Annotated in this window: 13 protein-coding genes; 5 read left to right on the top strand and 8 right to left on the bottom strand. The window is 71.6% G+C overall.

Going from position 1 to position 15564, the window contains the following annotated elements; genetic code table 11:
- Positions 1–25: 25 nt before the first annotated feature.
- From AC6JA9_RS25580 to AC6JA9_RS25550, 7 genes are all read right to left on the bottom strand, one after another.
- Positions 26–1453, bottom strand: coding sequence for a CHASE2 domain-containing protein (locus AC6JA9_RS25580; RefSeq protein ID WP_408890068.1), 1428 nt, complete (start codon positions 1451–1453; stop codon positions 26–28).
- Positions 1454–1462: 9 nt separating this feature from the next.
- Positions 1463–2635 carry a FecR family protein gene (locus AC6JA9_RS25575; protein WP_497957977.1) on the bottom strand — a complete coding sequence of 391 codons (1173 nt, stop codon included), beginning with the start codon at positions 2633–2635 and terminating at the stop codon, positions 1463–1465.
- Positions 2632–4443: an OmpA family protein gene (locus tag AC6JA9_RS25570; RefSeq protein WP_267700582.1), complete on the bottom strand. Its 1812-nt coding sequence runs from the start codon at positions 4441–4443 to the stop codon at positions 2632–2634. The genes AC6JA9_RS25575 and AC6JA9_RS25570 overlap by 4 nt, the downstream gene beginning before the upstream one ends.
- On the bottom strand, positions 4443–4817 hold the full coding sequence (locus AC6JA9_RS25565) for a response regulator (RefSeq protein WP_046718138.1): 375 nt from the start codon (positions 4815–4817) through the stop codon (positions 4443–4445). Before AC6JA9_RS25565 ends, AC6JA9_RS25570 begins: the two co-directional genes overlap by 1 nt.
- Positions 4818–4927: 110 nt before the next feature.
- Positions 4928–6289: a sigma-54-dependent transcriptional regulator gene (locus AC6JA9_RS25560; protein ID WP_141333129.1), complete on the bottom strand. Its 1362-nt coding sequence runs from the start codon at positions 6287–6289 to the stop codon at positions 4928–4930.
- Positions 6286–8409, bottom strand: coding sequence for a PAS domain-containing sensor histidine kinase (locus tag AC6JA9_RS25555; protein ID WP_497957976.1), 2124 nt, complete (start codon positions 8407–8409; stop codon positions 6286–6288). Before AC6JA9_RS25555 ends, AC6JA9_RS25560 begins: the two co-directional genes overlap by 4 nt.
- Positions 8410–8533: 124 nt before the next feature.
- Positions 8534–9205, bottom strand: a complete 672-nt coding sequence (locus AC6JA9_RS25550) for a phosphoribosyltransferase (RefSeq protein ID WP_497957975.1) — start codon at positions 9203–9205, stop codon at positions 8534–8536.
- Between the two features lie 885 nt (positions 9206–10090).
- Here AC6JA9_RS25550 and AC6JA9_RS25545 point away from each other — a divergent pair.
- Entirely contained in the window at positions 10091–10720 is a 630-nt protein-coding gene (locus tag AC6JA9_RS25545; RefSeq protein WP_497957974.1) for an ATP-binding protein, read from the top strand.
- A gap of 6 nt (positions 10721–10726) precedes the next feature.
- Here AC6JA9_RS25545 and AC6JA9_RS25540 read toward each other — a convergent pair whose 3' ends face one another.
- Positions 10727–10987 (bottom strand): hypothetical protein, encoded by a 261-nt coding sequence (locus tag AC6JA9_RS25540; RefSeq protein WP_497957973.1) that lies wholly within the window; start codon positions 10985–10987, stop codon positions 10727–10729.
- Between the two features lie 171 nt (positions 10988–11158).
- On the opposite strand from AC6JA9_RS25540, the gene AC6JA9_RS25535 reads away from it, so the two are divergent.
- From AC6JA9_RS25535 to AC6JA9_RS25520, 4 genes are all read left to right on the top strand, one after another.
- On the top strand, positions 11159–12400 hold the full coding sequence (locus AC6JA9_RS25535) for an SRPBCC family protein (protein WP_473566242.1): 1242 nt from the start codon (positions 11159–11161) through the stop codon (positions 12398–12400).
- A gap of 164 nt (positions 12401–12564) precedes the next feature.
- Complete coding sequence (locus AC6JA9_RS25530; protein ID WP_223785145.1) at positions 12565–13758, top strand: sensor histidine kinase; 1194 nt, start codon at positions 12565–12567, stop codon at positions 13756–13758.
- Positions 13733–14446, top strand: a complete 714-nt coding sequence (locus tag AC6JA9_RS25525) for a response regulator (RefSeq protein WP_223785146.1) — start codon at positions 13733–13735, stop codon at positions 14444–14446. Before AC6JA9_RS25530 ends, AC6JA9_RS25525 begins: the two co-directional genes overlap by 26 nt.
- The gene (locus tag AC6JA9_RS25520; protein WP_223785147.1) at positions 14443–15549 is read left to right on the top strand and encodes a sensor histidine kinase; all 1107 of its coding nucleotides are present in this window, start codon (positions 14443–14445) and stop codon (positions 15547–15549) included. The genes AC6JA9_RS25525 and AC6JA9_RS25520 overlap by 4 nt, the downstream gene beginning before the upstream one ends.
- Positions 15550–15564: the final 15 nt, after the last annotated feature.

The following is a 15564-nucleotide window of genomic DNA, read 5'->3' as shown; positions in this document are numbered from 1 at the left end:
TCGGGCAACGCTGCCCGCCCGGCCGCTACCGGCCCTCGCCCGGCGGGGCCGAGGTCCCCGGCGCGGACTGGGGATAGCGCACGAAGAGTCGACGCAGGGCGCCACGCTGACGGCCCAGCTCCTCCGCCCGGAGCGCCGAGTCCACCAGCAGCATCAGCCCCAACCCCAGGCCCCCGGGCACCAGCGGCAACACCCAGCCCAGGTCCGCCGCCAGCCACCCCACCAGCGCCACGTGCAGCATGCCGAGCACCAGCGCCGTGCTCCCCACGGCCCCCAGCGTCCGCACGCGGCGACAGCGCCAGCCGAAGAGCCACAGCAGGGCCACGGTCTCCAGCAGGCCCATGAGCGCCACCCCGCCCGACGAGCGCATCAGCCGGTCCGCGCGGAGGTTGTCCAGCGCGAAGGCGTGGATCTCCACCCCCGGCACCGCCACCTGGCCCGGCAGCGTGCTCTGCCCGTGCAGCCCCGTCGCGGTGACGCCGACGAAGAGCGTCTTGCCCCGCAGCGCCAGGTCCAGCCCCACCGAGCGCGGGTCCGCCTGGAGCACGTCCGCCAGGCTCACCCTCGGCAGCCAGTCGGGTGAAGGCAGCCGCATCAGCGGGGCGCCCTGGTCCACGCTCGCCCGGCGCAGCAGGGACTCCGACTGCTCCGGCATCAGCTTGAGCGCCGTCGCCAGCGCCAGCGAGGGCCACCTCCGGCCGTCCACGTCGACGGCGAACGGGTAGCGCCGGATGACGCCATCCGCGTCCACCAGCATGTTCAAGGTGCCGCTGCCGTGCGCCGCCATCCGCAGCGGGGCGATGCTGCCCGCGACGCTCCGGGCCTGGAGCCGCAGCCGGTCCACGGGCATCGACACCGAATCGGCGGCCGCGGTGTCCTCGAGCGGCGCCATCATCGAGACCTCGTCCATCAACGCCGCGGCGCCCAGGATGACGGCGCCGTTCTCCCCGAGCGCCTCCGCCAGTCGCGCGTCGCCGTCCTGCTCGCGCAGCCGGTCCTCCAGGTCCGCCACCAGCGCCGCGCCCGCGGGCTGCCCGGCGAGCCCCGACTCCCGCAGCGCCGCCAGCACGTCCTCGCCCAGCTCCAGCGCGTCGCGCGGCCCGGGCTGGTCGAACACCACGTCCACCGCCACCGCCGCCGGACGCTGCGCCGCCAGGGCCTTGAAGGCCCGCGCCCACGTGGCCCGCGACAGGGGCCAGCGCTCACCCAGCGCCATCAGCGCCCGGTCATCCACCTCCACCAGCACCAGGTCCGCGCTGCGCGGGACACCCGGCAAGAGCCGGCTGACGACCTGGTCATAGAGCGAGCGCTCCAGGGGCCCCGGCGCTCCGCCCGTCGCCGCCGTCACGCACGCCAGCGCCACGCCCACGCCCGCCGCCACCACGCGAAGCAGCCCCGGAGAGGGGCGGGGAAGCCAGGGGCCTCGCGCAGGCGTGTCGGGGCTCGGGTTCATCGGCGCGTCTCAGGGCCTCAGCTCGAACGCATGGATCTTGGAAGGGAAGCCGATGAAGTCGTCCTTGTCCACCGGCAACACGCGCCAGAACCACTTGCCCGTGTGCTCACCGGGCACTGTCAGCGTGAGGCCCGTGGCCTCGAGGGTCCGCACGCCCGCGGCGAAGTCCGCCGTCCGCGCCAGCTCCACGCGGTAGTGCTTCGCCTCCTTCACCTCGAGCCACTTCAGCGTGGGCGGCGTGGTGAACGTCCCGCCGCGGGGCCCTTCGAGTCGCGGCGCCGTGAGCAGCGCCCGGGGCGCCTCGGGAGCGACGCCGGGCAGCACGCGCGAGCCCTGGCCCGCGCCCACGTCGACCTCCGCCCCCTGCGCGCCGAGCGCCACCTTGCCCTCGAGCGTCTCCAGGCGGCTGGCGCCGTCCTCCTTCGCCGTCACGCGGAACTGCGTGCCGCGCACCCCGGCCACCGCGCCGCGCGTGCGCACCTCGAACACGGAGCCCTCGCCACCGGGCGCGGCCACCGTCTCCACCGAGCCCTTCAAGAGCTCCAGGCGGACCACGCGCGTGCCCTGGGCGCTCAGCTCCAGGGTGCCCAGCCGCAAGAGGCTGTCGGGCTGCACACGCACCCGGCTTGCGTCCGCCAGCTCCAGCTCCGCGCTCGCGTCGCTGGCCGTCTGGAACAGCTCGCCCGTGTGGAGCGAGTCACCGATGGCGCGCGGCTGCAGGGCGTCCTCCGTGGCGCCCGCCAGGATGCTTCCACCCGCCGCGCGCACGCGGGCCACGCGGGGCTGCGCGGGGCGCTCGACGTAGGCGAGCTGGAGCTGCCCCGGCTGTCCCGGCACCGCGGGAGGCGCCACCACGGACACGCGCGTCTGGGGCACGCCCGCCGCCACCAGCACCTGCGCCGCCGCCTTCGCCACCGCGAGGCCCTGGCCTCCCAGCCGCTCCGCGTCCGGCAGCCGGGCGGCCACCGTCACCGAGCGGATGGCGGGACGGGCCACGAGCGCCTGTCCCACGTGCTTCAGGCACTGCTCCGTCTCCGGGCCCTGGGGCGCGAGCGTGCGGCCCAGCTCCACGCGGCCATTGTTGAAGCGCACGCCGCCGCACGGCTCCGCGCCCTGCGACTGCGCGAGCACGGGCGAGCCCGAGAGCGTCAGCACCATCAGCCAGGAAGTGGACCGACTCATGGCGTGGCCTCCCCCGCCGAGGAGTCGGCGGCCTTCACGATGTTGAACTCGACGCGGCGGTTGTTCTCGCGTCCCTTGGGCGTCTTGTTGGTGTCCACCGGCTTCGTCTCGCCGAAGCCCACCGCCTCCAGGCGCTCCGGCGCGATGCCGGACTTCACCAGGAAGGCCTTCACGTTGTTGGCGCGGCGCTGCGACAGGTCCAGGTTCTTCGCGTCCGAGCCCTGGCTGTCGGTGTGGCCCTCCACGCGCACCAACTGGAGCTGCGGGTTCGCCTTGAGCACCGAGGCCACCTGCGCGAGCAGGCTGAACGACTTGGGCAGGATGACGTCCTTGCTCGTGGCGAAGTAGACCTTCTCCAGGATGACGATGCGCGAGCCCTCCAGGCGCACGCTCGACGTGCCCTGGTCGGGGCAGCCGTCCTCGTCCTTCACGCCGTTGATGGTCTCCGCCTCCAGCGGGCACGCGTCGGCCGTGTCGGGGATGCCGTCCCTGTCGTTGTCCGGGTCGGGGCAGCCGTCCGCGTCCTCGAAGCCATCCAGGTCCTCGGGCTCGCTGGGGCAGCGGTCCTCGCTGTCGACGATGCCGTCCTGGTCCGTGTCCACGGGGGCGGGGGGGAGCGTCATCGGCGCGCTCGCCTCGGGGGCCTGGGTGGGTGCGTCCTCGGACGCGGGAGCGTGCTCGCCAGGCGAGTCGGGGCAGCCGTCCTCGTCCTGATAGCCGTTGAAGGTCTCCGGCTCGCCGGGGCACACGTCCGGTCCATCGAGGATGCCGTCGTTGTCGTCGTCCGGGTCCAGGCAGTGGTCGTCGTCCTGGAAGCCGTCGTAGTCCTCGGGGCCGAGCGTGCACGCGGGGGCTGACGAGGGCGCCGAGGACGCCGTCCAGCTCAGTCCACCCAGCACGCGGAAGCTCGGGGTGCCGTAGCCTCGGGTGAGGCCGGGGCCCGCGCCCACATGGGCCGCGAGCTCACGGGTGAAGCGGTACTTCACCGCGCCGAGCGCCTCCAGGGGCCGCTCCTCCGTGTTCGTCTCCTTCAACCCCAGCGCGCCCGCGAGCGTCGCGGCGACCGAGAGCTTCTCGGTGAGCGGCACCTCGGCGCCGATTCCGTACGCGAACTCGCTGCCCACGCGCAGGTTGCGCAGCCGCTCCTCGCCGCGCAGGTTCACGCCCACGTTGGCGAGCAGGCGCACGCGCTCGGTGGCCCACTCGGCGATGAGCCTCGGCTGGAAGGTGAGCCCGTCGGAGCCCAGGAACTCGTCGCCTCCCGAGGTGGGAATCGTCACCGACGCGGCCACGGCCAGGTGCAGGCCTCCGTCCGTGGACAGGAGGCGCGCCTTGGGGACCAGCCGCAAATCCCCGATGCCCGTGGCATCCACGCCCTGCGCCAGCGACGGGGCCACCTCGCCCGCGGGCTGCGACGTGGTGGTGGAGATGGGCAGCGCCACGCCGACCTCCAGCCAGTCGAACAGCGCCAGCGCGCCCAGCACGTCCACGGTGAGCTGGCTGTCGACGATGCGGTAGACGAACGCGTCCCGCCTCGGGTCCAGCAGGTTGAGCGGATCATCCGCGTAGTTGACCGACAGCCCCAGGTTCCAGTCGAGGTGCCGGCCCACGCGCGCGCCGTGCAGCCCCAGCACGTCATAGGCGCCCGGTCCGGGCTTGTACTGCTGCACGTCGATGGCCTGGGAGGCGGGAATCTGTGCCTGGGCGCCGCTCGCCAGCAACAGCGCCAGCGCGAACCACGCCCACGGGCGGGTGGGAGGAAAAAGCACTCGCATGCTCCGACGGTGCCAGAAGGGCACCACCCACATCAACGTGCCGCCAACAATTGCGACACGTGTTGGGCCAGGGAAGGCAGGGGTTGCGGCTTGGGCAAGACCAGGTCGACGCCGAGCTCACGGGCCCGGGCCGTCAGCTCCGGAGAAGCGAAGGCCGTGAGCAGCACCACGCGGGTGTCCGGGGTGAAGCGGCGCACGAAGTCCGCCAGCACCAGCCCCTCCTCGGACTGCGTGCCGCTCAGCCGCAGGTCGCTGATGACCAGGTCGTAGCGGCCCGTCGTCATCAACCCCAGCGCCTCATCGAGCGCTTGCGCCGAGTCCACGCGGTAGCCGGCCCCCGAGAAGAACTGCCCCAACACCCAGCACAGGGTGGATTCGTCGTCGACGATGAGGAGGTTCTGAGACACGCGGCCGCCGGAGAGCAAGCCTGGGGCCAACCGTACTCAGGCCCCCCGCGATACGACTTTCCCGATACTTGCGGGCTGTCGCCCGGTGCCTCGTCCGCCTTGCGTCCAGATCACGGATCCGATTTCTGGAATCCAGATCTGTTGATTCCCAAACGCTTGAGGCGCTCGTAGAGGGAGGAGCGGGGGATGCCCAGGCGGACGGCGGCGCGCTCGACGTGGCCGTTCTCCCGGCGAAGCACGCGCTCGATGTGGCGGCGCTCGAGCTCCTCGAGGGTCAGGTCATCCTCGGCGGCGGGCTCGTCGGGGGAGGACTCGAAGCGCAGGTCGCCGCGGGACAGGGCGCCGCCGCCGGAGAGCAGCACGGCGCGCTCCAGGACGTTGCGCAGCTCGCGGATGTTGCCGGGCCAGGCGTAGCGCATCAGGGCCGTCTCTGCGTCCGGCAGGAGGCCCACGCCGCCGCGTCCGCGCGCGGTGCCCATCTCCGCGAGGAAGCTCCGGGCCAGCACGGGGATGTCCTCGGGGCGCTCGCGCAGGGCGGGCACGTGGAGGATGAGGGTGCTGACGCGGAAGTACAAATCGCTGCGGAAGCGCTTCTCGCGGGTGGCGGTGCCCAGGTCCTGGTGCGTGGCGGCGATGAGGCGCACGTCGACGCGCCTGTCGCGCACGTCGCCCAGCCGCCGGAAGCGCTTCTCCTCCAGCACCTTGAGGAGCTTGGGCTGGACGGTGAGGTCCATGTCGCCAATCTCGTCGAGGAAGAGCGTGCCCCGGTCGGCGACCTCCAGCAGGCCCTGCTTGTTGGCCACCGCGCCCGTGAAGGCGCCCTTCTCGTGGCCGAACAGCTCCGAGTCGAGCAAGTCCCTGGACAGCGCCGCGCAGTTGAGGTCGACGAAGGGCGCGTCGGCGCGGGGGCCGCCTTCATGCAGCCAGCGCGCGAGCACGCTCTTGCCGCTGCCCGTCTCGCCGGTGACGAGCACGGGGCTGTCGCTGTGCTGCATGCGCTCGGCCTCGGCGCGCAGGTTCTGGATGGCGACGCTGGTGCCCAGGAACGGGTCCACCGAGGCGCGCGCGGTGCGCGACAGGTCCGCGCGCAGGCGCTGCCGCTCGCGGCGCTGGGCGACCAGGCGCTCCAGCACGACCTTGAGGACGGCGAGCTCCACGGGCTTGGTGAGGAACTGCTCGGCGCCCTCCTTCACGGCCTGCACGGCCAGCTCGATGGAGCCATGGCCGGTGAGGACGACCAGGGGCACGGCCGCGTCGATCTCCTTGAGGCGCGGGAGCAGCTCCAGGGCGGTGCCGTCCGTGAGGCGGTAGTCCACCACGGCCACGTCGGGGCGGTGCGTGCGGAAGACCTCCTGGGCCTCGGCGAGGCTCTGGGCTTCGTCCACGTCGAAGCCGTGGGCGGTGAGATAGCCCCTCATGCCGAGCCGGACGCCGGGCTCGTCGTCCACGAGGAGGATGCGGGTACGGGTCATGAGGCGAGCGAGTCTAGGGGCACGGTGGCCGGAGGCGAGGAAACCGCTGGTAGCAGCAGGGTGACTTCGGCGCCACCCTCGGGATGATTTCCCAGGCGGATGGCGCCCTGGTGCTCCTCGAGGATGCGCTGGACGATGGACAGGCCCAGGCCGGTGCCGCCCCGGCGCTTGCTGAAGAAGGGCTCGAAGACGTGGGGCAGGTCCTCCTCGCGGAAGCCCGGGCCGCCGTCGCGCACGGTGCAGCGCACCCAGGCGCGGCCCTCCTCCTCGAGCACCGCGGTGGACACGCGCACGGTGGCTCCCGCGGGGGAGTGCTGCACGGCGTTCTCCAGCACGTTGCGGAAGACATGGAACAGCCGCCGCGAGTCCATGCGCACGGGCGGCAGGGACTCGGTGAGCAGCGGCGTGACGGCCACGCGGGCCTGCTCGCCGGTGAGGGCGCACGCGGCCAGGGCCTCCTCGACGACGGGGTGCACGGGGCCCTCCACCCATTCGCCGCGCGTGGGCCGGCCGTACTCGAACAGCTCCTGGGTGAGGTGGTTCAAGCGGCGCACCTCGCCGCGCAGGACGTCCATGTACGGGGCCAGGTCGGCGCGCTGGCCCACGGTGGCCTCCACCGCGTCCACCACGGCGGAGATGGAGAAGAGGGGGTTTCTCACCTCGTGGGCCACGCCCGCGACGATGGCGCCCATGACGGCCATGGTCTCACTGCGGCGCAGGCTGGCCTGCAGCTCGAGCAGCCGGGTGACTTCGGTGGCGACCAGGATGATGCGTGAGTCGTCGCCTCCGGCCTCGTCGACCCAGGCGGCGGACAGCTCCCAGGTGCGGCGCGAGCGCGGGTCGGTGACTTCGCGGGTGATGGTGCCGTGGGTGCGGCGCAGCTCGTCGATGAGGGGCGGGGTGCTGGACCAGGGCGGCATGCTGGCCGCGGTGGACAGGGGCTGGCCGGAGGGGTCCAGGCCCCCGAACAGCGCGCAGGCCGGGGCGTTGAGGCGGTGGATGACGCCGTCCGCGCCGAGCACGAGCAGGGGGGCGGCGACGGCGTCGAAGGTGCGGGTCCACTCCTGGGCGGAGCGGCGGAAGCTGTCGTGGAGGCGCTGGCGCAGCTCGTCCGCGAGGTAGCGGTCGGTGATGTCGGTGACGACGCAGCCGACGTGGAGCTCGCCCTGGGTGTCTCGCGCGGAGGCGGCGGCGCGGCTGCGGACCCAGCGCACGCGGCCGTCGGCGCAGATGAGGCGGTGTTCCAGTTCCACCTCGGAGCCGGGGGCGAGCGACTCGATGCGGGAGCGGTAGCGCGCGCGGTCCTCGGGGTGGATCATCTCCGCCCAGAGGCGGGGCGGGCCGCCGCCGGGGGAGGGCTCGACGAAGGCGGAGGCGGGGTAGCCGGTGGTGCGCTCGATGACGGGGGTGCAGTAGAAGTCGCGCAGCCTGCCGTCGCGCAGCTTGCCGCCCCAGAGGTAGTCGGGCAGGGAGCGGGTGAGGACGTCGAGGCGGCCCTCGTGCTCCTGGAGGGATTGCTCGGCGCGCATGCGCTCGGTGAGCTCGGAGAGGGAGGCGATGACGCCGAGGACTTCGCCGCCGGCGCCGCGCACGCGCGAGTAGCTGCCGAACCAGAAGCGGGGCTCGCCGGGGGCGGCGGGGGTTTCGACTTCGAGGCAGGTGTCCTGGACGGGGGCGTCGGTGCCGAGGGCGCGCTCGAGGCGTGGGGCGAGGAGTCGGCCCAGCTCGGGCATGACCTCGGTGACGTGGCGGCCCAGGTGTCCACCGGCGGGCAGGCCGTTCATGGCGGCGAGCGCGGTGTTGACGTGGATGTAGCGCAGGTTGCGGTCGAAGAAGGCGAAGCCGACGGGGGTGACGTCCATGAGGGCGTCGCGCAGGGCGCTGGAGTCACCGGCGCTGCGGAGGGCTGCGTCGCGCTCGCGGCGGGTGCGCTCGCGGGCGTGGGCGAGCAGGAGGGCGGGGACGCCCGCGCAGGTGAGGACGAGCGCGGAGGTGGCGAGGATGCGCGGCAGGGGATTGGCCGCGTCCGCGCTGGTCCAGGCCCATTCGATGAGGGCGGCGAGCGCGGCGGCGGTGAAGGCGGCCAGGAGCATCTGACTGCGTGAGGGGAACTCGTGCATGGGGGCGTGGGCCGCGCGAGCCTACCTGGAATCCAGGGGCGCGCCGTGCATCGAGGCCCAGGGACGGGTGCCCTCGTCGTCTGGTGGGCAAGGGGGCGGGTCCGGGGTGCGCCGCGGGGGTGGCTCAGACTCCTGGCCGCGGCGCGGCTTCATGGGCCGAGCGAGCGAGGAGGTCCTGGACCTCTTCGTCGGAGGTCTGGTCGAAGTGCCGGTACCACAGGCCCACGGCGCCGAAGGGCTCCGGGGTCCGGGCACACACCATCTCGTCGACGAGCGGTGCCAGGGCGTCGCAGGTGTCGGGAGGGGCGACGGGGACGGCGACGGTGATGCGGGAGGGGTGCTGCAGGCGCAGGGCGGCGACGGCGGCGCGCATGGTGGAGCCGGTGGCGAGGCCGTCGTCGACGAGGATGACGTCGCATCCGTGGACATCGAGGGCGGGGCGGCCCTGGCGGTAGCTGACTTCGCGACGCTGGAGCTCGCGGGTTTCATGCGCGGTGACGGCGTCGAGCTGCGCGGAGGTGATGCCGAGCTCGTCGATGACCTCGGGGTTGAGGACGCGTGTGCCGCCAGTGGCGATGGCGCCCATGGCGAGTTCCTCGTGGCCGGGCGTGCCCAGCTTGCGGACGATGAAGACGTCCAGCGGGGCGCCGAGCGCGCGGGCGACTTCATAGGCGACAGGGACACCGCCGCGTGGGAGCGCGAGCACGCGGGTGTCGGGACGGTGGGCGTGGTGGCGGAGCAGCCGCGCGAGGGCCCGGCCCGCCGTGGAGCGATCCTGGAACGCGGGTCCTGTCATGTGTGGCTCCTCGGTGCGTGGGTGGGTGGACGTGCCTCGGAGTTCAACGTGGTCATGCACTCAGCGGAGGTGCACGGACGGCCTAGTCACATCCTGCTGCCCGAGCCCTGTTTGGCTCGGGCCCATGGAGCGTGGCATGGCGCTTCTCTTTTTCACACGCCATGACTCAGGGTCTGCGAATGTTTCTGCTTGGGTACGCGTCACGGTGTCCAGCGGATGCGTTTCACTCCACCACGGTTGATGCACTTGCCCCGGGCCCAAGGCGCACAGTCGGAGCAGGCCACATGCGTGTTGTCGTAGTAGCCATCACAGCACCTTACGTTGCAGGTCGTGAGGTCCGACCGACAGACGTCGTACCATTCGAGTCTGCATGTTTGGACGGATAGGGATTCAGGTTCGCCTCCGGAGACTGGTGATGAAGTCTCGGAGTACATCTCGGGCGACGCCTCCGCTGTGTTGTCCATGGGTGGGAGACTTGGATTCTCGCCAAGGCTGTCATTGTGCTCGGGGCCACATGCTCCCAGCATCAGTGCACAGCTCAACATCCACAAGAATGTCCGATTGGGGATCGACATGGTTCAGGCCAGGGGTTGAAGAAGAGACCCTGGTCATAGGGGAGAGCCAGGGCGGCCAGATACTGCATCCAGTGTCTGGTTGCTCTGAGAATGGAGCCCGGGTTGGCCGGTTGGCCACTGTCTGGGATGACCGGGTCGCTATCTGCTGCCGGACATTCCCTATTCGTGGTCGACGCAGAGGGGATGGGGTCCCTGCTCGGGCACGGCCCGTCTGGGCCCTGTGGGCATGATCTCTGGCCCGTGAAGCAGTTCGTCGTCCTGCGAGGTCGACGTAGACGTGGGCGACCACTCAGGGTGAGAGTTTGCATCCATGACGACCGTGAACATCAAGATTCTCTGGCCGCATGAAGCCATCCGGGCTCGTCCGGGGATGTACTTGGAGGGTGCCTCTGATCCGTGCTCGCAGGCCGAGGTGTTGCTCAAGTTGACTGTCGAGAGCATGGCCATCACAGGAAATGGTGCCGAGCGGCTTCCGGTCGTGCTCCGGCTCTGGCCAGGCCCCGCATTCGAGATGACCTGCCCCTGGCAGTGTTCTTCGTCCGAGTTTCTTGGCCGTGGGCGCTCCACCCTCAGTTCCATCGAGTGGAGAATGTTGAACCTTTTCGCGGGGGGCCCAAGGACTTGGGAGTTCCTCGATGGCCACGGCATTCTACTCAGTGCGTTGTCATCCCGCGTACTCCTGCAGGTCTCGAACGGAGAGCGATGCTGCGAGAGTGCCTATTCTCGAGGCGGCCTCATCTCTCCCTTGCAGGACTCAAGGACAGGCCCGTCGAACGGCTCGCGCGTCGTGTTCGAGCTGGATCCACTCTTCTTCGATGACGCAGCGAGAGCGCACGTGCACTCGGATGAAGTGCTCGACGCCCTCGCGGCCCGATTCTCCTGGTTGACCATCGCCCAGCGCGCATCGGACGTTCGCGCGGGCGACCCGTGGTCGCCGTGAGCCTCTCTACGCAATGATGCTCGGCTTGCCCGGCTGCCCTGGAGGCGGCGGGTCGTGAATCCCCGGCGGCGAGATGTCAGGCGGCAGGGGAGGCTCGATCTCCGGCGGTTGCTTGCGCGGCGGCTCCTCGGCGGGAGGCTGCCGGAAGGGCGGCTCATGCTGGGGCTGCCGAGGGTCCGGCTCCTTGACCGGCGCGTTGGGCTCGGGCTCGGGAGGCAGGGGCGTCGGGTGCGGAGTCCCGGGGATCGGCGGCTGCTGCGTGGGCATTCTTGCGGCGCTCCTTGAAGGGATTCGGTCCGTCTGCCCGCTCAAGGTGTGCACGCCCGGTCATGCGGGCACCTTCCCGCACACGCTCGCGTGGGCCACCCAGGCTCTCGTGGCCCTCACGCGCGGGGGCCGTGCTCACGGGGCCCGGCTCGGACGTCCCGTGGTTGCTGCATCGCGCCATGTCCGCCGTCAGGTTCTCCCGATGGGACTTATCGACAACCCAACAGGAGGCACTTCATGAAGGCAGCCATTTGGGGGCTCGGGGGACTGGGGCTGGGCGTGGGGCTGATGTACTGGAGCGATCCACGCAGCGGCCGCTGGCGCAGGTCTCATCTGCAGGGCAGGGCCGTGCACGCCGCCCACGAGGCCAGCTCCGCGGTCGACGTCGTCCGCCGCGACCTGGCCCAGCGCTCGCGAGGCCTGTTCTTCGAGTCCGTCAGTCGCTTCCGCTCGGAGCCCGTCGACGACGTCACCCTCACCGAGCGCGTCCGCGCGGCCCTTGGACGGGTCTGCTCGCATCCGGGCTCCGTGAAGGTGTCCGCAAGGGACGGCATCGTCACGCTCGAGGGCTCCATCCTGCTCGAGGAGCTCAAGTCCGCCGTCCCCTACCTCGGCCGCGTCCGAGGCGTGCGCGGCGTGGACAATCGACTGCTCCCCTTCGCCCAGCCCGGCCGCCAGTCCGAGCTCCAGGGCGGCATCGCGCGGCGACGCCCCTTCGGCTCCAGGCACTGGTCCCCCTCGTCACGCTTCTTCGGCGCGCTCGGAGGTATCTCCCTCGCATCCTGGGCGCTCCAGCAACGCGGTGTCCTGGGCTCGCTCCTGGGACTCGGCGGCGCGGTCCTCGGCATCCGCGCGCTCAGCAACCTGGAGCTGCGCCGGCTCACGGGTATCGGCGCGGGGCCTCGCGCCATCACCCTGCACAAGGACATCACCGTGAACGCGCCCGTGGAGGAGGTCTTCGCCTTCTGGGACGCGATGCAGAACTTCCCGCGCTTCATGACCCACGTGGACGAGGTGCGCGTCGACGAGCGCGGTCGCTCCCACTGGAAGGTCCGTGGCCCCGCCGGCCTCCACTTCGAATGGGAAGCCGTCGTCACGAAGCGAGTGCCCAACCAGCTCCTCGCCTGGAAGAGCGTGAAGGGCACCTCCGTGGAGAACGCCGGCGTCATCCACTTCGAGCCGACCGCGAAGGGCGGCACCCGCGTGGACATCCGCCTGTCATACAACCCGCCTGCCGGCGCCATCGGCCACGCCTTCGCCCGGCTGCTGGGCGTCGACCCCAAGCGGCAGATGGACGACGACCTCCTGCGCTTCAAGTCCCTGCTCGAGCGCGGCAAGGCCACCGGCCACGAGACCGTGACGCGCGAGTCCCTGGCCCCGAACCGGAGCGGGCGGACCTCCCTGATGCACTGACGCGCCGTCGTCACGCAGGATTTGCGCGCCCTGGGCCATGAGCTCCGAGGCGCGCATTTCTTGCGCGCCACCGGGTCGCCCGGACCCGCTGCGGGCTGGCGCGGTGCTTGCTGCGGAGTTGCTCGTCCGATGTGGGGCGAGCGGTTAATGTCCGCCCCGAAACCATGGCGGAAACCTTGTTCGAGGAGCTGAAGCGGTACGTGGGGTTCGGAGCGCGGGACGAGCTGTCACTCGTCGGCCTCCACTCCCTCGCGAAGCCGCACTTCCCCCGCATCGCGCGCGTCTTCTACGACCGCATCCTGGAGCACGAGGGCGCCCGCCAGGCGCTCGAGGGCGGCGAGAGCCAGGTGGGCCACCTGCGAGGCACGCTCCAGGTGTGGATGGACCAGCTGCTGCGCGGCCCGTGGGATGAGGCGTACTTCGCGCTGCGCTGCCGCATCGGCCGCATGCACGTGCGAATCTCCCTGGAGCAGCACTACATGTTCGGCGCGATGAACGTGCTGCGCCAGGAGCTCAACGCCATCATCGACACGGCGTTCACCACCCAGCCCCAGGTGCTCCACGACACGCGCGCGGCGCTCGGCCGCATCCTGGACCTGGAGCTGGCCATCATGCTCCACACCTACCGCGAGGACCTGCTCGCGCAGCAGGCGCGCACCGAGCGCCTGGCCACCTTCGGCCAGCTCGTCGGCTCCATCGGCCACGAGCTGCGCAACCCGCTGGGCGTCATCGAGACCTCGCTCTACATCCTGCGCAGTCGTCAGGGCGCCACGGTGGACGAGCGCACCGCCAAGCACCTGGACCGCATCGGCGAGCAGGTGGGCATCGCCAACCACATCGTGTCCGACCTGCTCGACATGATTCGCGACCGCCCCCTCCAGCGGCAGGAGGTCTGGTTGGACGAGGTCTGGCAGGAGGCCCTCAAGGCCGTGGTCCGCCCCGAGAACGTCCGTGTCAGCGCGGAGGGCCTGGTGTCCCTGCCCGCGGTGCACGGTGACGCGGGGCAGCTGCGCCAGGTGTTCGTCAACCTGCTGGAGAACGCGGTGCAGGCGCTCGAGGAGTCCGGCGGGGACATCTCGCTCCACGGCTCGACGAGCGACGCCGGTCAGGTGGAGCTGGTGCTGGAGGACTCGGGGCCCGGCCTCAGCGAGGCCATCCGCGAGCGCCTCTTCGAGCCGCTGATGACCACGAAGGCGCGGGGCATCGGTCTGGGCCTGCCGCTCGTGCGCCGCATCCTGGAGCGGCACGGCGGCTCCATCACCTACGCGCCCCGGGCCGGCGCGGGTGCCCGGTTCGTGCTTCAGCTCCCCAAGTCCCCCGAGGAGGGCACTCGTGCGACGCTACCTCCTGCTCGATGACAACCGGGCGTTGGCGGAGAACCTCGCCGAAATCCTCCGCGACGAGGGCCACCAGGCCACCGTCGTCTCCACGGGCGACGAGGCCCTGCGCGCGGTGGGCGCCACGCGCTTCGACGCGCTGGTGACGGACATGCGCATGCCGGGGATGAGCGGCGCGGACGCGGTGCGCTGCATCCGGCGCGTGGACCCGGGCATCGCCACCGTCGTCATGACGGCCTATCCCCGCGAGGACGACCTGGAGACCGCGCGGCGTGAAGGGCTGCTCGCGGTGCTGCCCAAGCCCGTCCCCATCTCCACGTTGATGGAGCTGCTCGCCAACGCACGACGCGACGGCCTGGTGGTGGTGGCCGAGGACGACCCGGCGCTCAGCGACAACCTCTCCGAGCTGTTGCGCGCCAGGGGCTTCTCGTGCGTGACGGTGAGCTCCGCGCTGGACGCGGACCTGCTCTCCTGCGCGATGCCGTTCGCCGCGCTGGTGGACCTGCGCATGCCGGGAGGCCCGGACGGCGAGGCGCTGCGCCGCCTGCGCGCGCGCTTCCCCAGTCTGTCCACCTTCGTCATGACGGCCTGGCCGGACCTGGCGCCCCTCGGCGAGGGCGTGGACGTCTACTCGAAGCCCTTCGACACCGGCGCGCTCATGGGCGCGCTGGAGACCGCGCACGCCGCGCGCCCCGTGTCCTCTCCATGACCGAGCCCAACTCCCAGTCCCCCGCGCGAGTCCTCGTCGTGGACGACAACGCGGCGTTCCTGGACAACCTCGATGAGCTGCTCGGCGACGCGGGCTACGTGGTGCACGCGGCGTCGACCTGTCGGGGCGCGCGGGAGAAGGCTCGCGACGGGTTCGACGTGGCGCTGGTGGACCTGCGGCTGCCGGACGGAGACGGCACGGCGCTGGCGGCGGAGCTGAAGGAGGGCTCGCCGGACTCGGAGGTGGTGCTGCTCACCGGCTTCGCCACGCTGGAGACGGCGGTGGCGGCGGTGCGCGCGGGCGCGTGCGCATATCTCATGAAGCCCTGCGCGCCGCGAGAGCTGCTCCTGACGCTGGAGCAGGCGATGCGGCAGGTGCGGCTGCACGCGGAGAAGCGGGAGCTGGCCCGACGCGCGCAGGTGACGGAGAAGCTGGCCGCGGTGGGGACCATGACGGCGGGGCTGTCCCACGAGATTCGCAACCCGCTCAACGCCGCGGCCCTCCAGCTGTCCGTGCTGGAGCGTCGGGTGCGCAGGCTGCCGGACCACCAGCAGGGCACGTTGCTGGAGCCGCTCCTGCTCGTGCGCGACGAGATTCGCCGGCTGGACCACATCCTGGAGGACTTCCTCCAGTTCGCCCGGCCCCGTGAGTTCCGCCCCGGCTCCGTGGACGTGAAGGCGCTGGTGCGCCGCGTGGTGGACCTCTTGAGCAGTCAGGCGGAGACGCGCAAGGTGTCGCTGACGCAGGTGGTGCCGGAGTCGAACCTGCCCGCGCTCTCCGGTGAGGAGGAGCGACTGCGGCAGGTGCTCATCAACCTGTGCCTCAACGCGCTGGAGTCCACGCCCGCCGGAGGCCACGTGACGCTCACCGTGGGCACCGAGGACACGCGCGTGTGGCTCACGGTGGACGACACCGGCTCGGGCGTCCCGGAGGCGATGAGGGATCGCATCTTCGAGCCCTTCTTCACCACCAAGGCGCAGGGCTCCGGGCTGGGACTGCCCATCGTCCACGCCATCGTCACGCAGCACGGGGGGACGCTGGAGGTGGGCACCGCGCCGAGCGGCGGCGCCCGCTTCCTCCTGCGGCTCCCGATGGCGCGCTAGGACGACGCGCCACTG

Source organism: Myxococcus sp. MH1, from assembly GCF_059738865.1.
This window is presented reverse-complemented; position numbering and strand designations above follow the sequence as displayed.